The organism is Natrinema versiforme JCM 10478 (assembly GCF_000337195.1).
In the GTDB taxonomy this organism is placed as follows: Archaea; Halobacteriota; Halobacteria; order Halobacteriales; family Natrialbaceae; genus Natrinema; species Natrinema versiforme.
On record NZ_AOID01000006.1, the window covers coordinates 1 to 2047 of the forward strand.

The 2047-nt window shown below is 47.6% G+C and carries 2 protein-coding genes and 1 pseudogene; 1 reads left to right on the plus strand and 2 read right to left on the minus strand.

Annotation, left to right across the window (positions count from 1 at the left end; all coding sequences use genetic code 11):
• Both C489_RS02040 and C489_RS02045 read right to left on the minus strand, forming a co-directional pair.
• Positions 1-285: pseudogene (locus C489_RS02040) on the minus strand (hypothetical protein); the annotation flags it as partial.
• Positions 286-561 (minus strand): hypothetical protein, encoded by a 276-nt coding sequence (locus C489_RS02045; RefSeq protein WP_006429449.1) that lies wholly within the window; start codon positions 559-561, stop codon positions 286-288.
• A 238-nt stretch (positions 562-799) separates the two neighbouring features.
• Between C489_RS02045 and C489_RS21390 the strand changes: the two genes are divergently transcribed.
• Positions 800-1708 (plus strand): hypothetical protein, encoded by a 909-nt coding sequence (locus C489_RS21390; protein WP_152423081.1) that lies wholly within the window; start codon positions 800-802, stop codon positions 1706-1708.
• Positions 1709-2047 lie beyond the last annotated feature (339 nt).

Sequence of the window (2047 nt, forward strand, 5' to 3'; positions counted from 1 at the left end):
CGTGGCCTTCGGATCCGAGACGACCTGAATGCTCTCGTCGGTCGGAGCCTTGTAGCCGAGCGCGACTCGAGTGTTTGCCGGGAGCGGGTTTCCGTTCGAGTCGTTGAACTTGCCGTAGATCGGGAGTCCGGATTTGTCACCTACGCTGACGGCGTTCCGGATGAGTACCCCGATACCGTCTTTCGGACTGATTGTGAGGACCGGCGTCAGCTGATCGGTGATGTTCGTGTCTGTCGAGATGTATTTCGAGGTATCACCGAGCGCAGCGTACAGCGAGAGGCTCATCTACGCCAGCACCTCATTGATCATTCCCTGGGCGTTGAACCGCTCGGCGGCCTCACGAACCACGAATGCGCCCGAGCCGAGGGTGAACGCTCGGTTGCTAACGACCATCTCGCCGAGGGCCATCCCGCCGATACCGAAGATTTCGGACGGGAGCATCGTGCCAGTCGCGGTGTCGACAAGGTACGGAGCGAGGTAGCCGCCCGCGACCATGCCGACATCCATCCACACGTCGCTGTCAGTCAGGGCCTGCGTGGCCTGATCGAAATTCATTGCCATGCGAGTCCAACCAATCGGCCGAATTCGGATATAAGAGCGCGTTAGATCCGCAGTCAGACTGTGCAGATGACATCAACCTGCGTTGTTCTGCCGCGGATTGCCGTCACGATTTCAACTGACAGCGACTGCACCACGTAGTTCTTAGGTACATCTTCGGATAGAATATCTCATTGTATCTCCCCAGAACTGATCGTGCTTTTCATTTAGGTTCAATAACTGAGACTAGCTAACACCAACAGTGAATCCAATACCACTGATACCACAGTCGGAAGCGAACTATAAACTATATTATATCGTGCCTCTTGTTTTTGTATATATCTTTCACCAGATTGGTGGAGGATACAATCTGGTTTTTGCTCTAATAGCTCTACTTGGTGCAGCCAGCCGTCATGGTATAGGTGAAGCTTTGTATGGGCCTGGTGGTGAAGAAAAGTCAGAACTCAGTGAGGTAAAGGAAATTCGGCGCTTAGGTACATTAATTCATAGAGATAAAGAACCTTCTGAGTATTCGGCTAACTCATCAAGAGAAATGTTGGAAGAAGGCGAAATGCAGTCTAAATTTTGGGTTGCGATAGTAGCAGCCCTAGGAATATTTCAGTTCTTATTTTCAGTAATGTTTTTGATTGCTGTTTATAGCCTTTATCGATATCGATTTGAGCTTGACTTTGTTGGTGGAGTGTTACTATTCACACTTGTTGCGTTAATCGTCTATGGTGTTATTCGGGAACTTCTACCGGATATAAGCCAAATAGATAAATTCGACCATGAGATACAGGAATTGTCTGAGGATTTCATCATATTGCTTAATTCTGAAAACATATCAATTACTAATTTAGTTTATGAACCAGCTGAAGGAGGAGCCTTTAGAATCGACTGTGAAGTCAATTACGAATACAGTAAGGGTGTGAGTGAAGACATTAACCGGATTGCAGTCTCATTCTGCTCTTTCGTTTCTCGCTCTTCATATCCTATTTCTCATGGGGAGATTAGCTTGACAACTACTGATGACATTATTATTGACTTTGAAATCGACCCAATATGGTGTAGTCAGCTACTGAATGGCCAAATTTCTTCTGAACATTATTCAGAATTAATAGAAAGAACAGCATCTGTTTCTGGTACCGACAATGTAGATTCTCTCTTTTAGGCTGAATAGTTACAAATATTCAATGATCATCCACTTAGAATCTCACTAGAAACAGTATTATTTCCATCAATATTCTGCTCAAACTCGGCCATCAGAATTCCGACGACAGCCGTTCGCGAGAGTTCGTGACCGCGTCGGTTCTCGAGGTGGTCCTGTATCCGTTCGAACTGATCAGCCTTACTCCCACGGAGCGTGACATCGGTGCGCATCTGATTAGTTGTCGAAGGGGTGTTTGATCCGAACGCGATCACTGCCGTAGTGTGTACTCTCGAGAGCCCAGTCACGCGAGTCGATCCGCTGCAGGGTCGTATCGTCCGAGTAGATCCACTCGGAGCCGAT

Excerpts from the sequence above, each read along its gene's own strand:
- C489_RS02045 (WP_006429449.1), bottom strand. The coding sequence starts at position 561 with ATGGCAATGAATTTCGATCAGGCCACGCAGGCCCTGACTGACAGCGAC.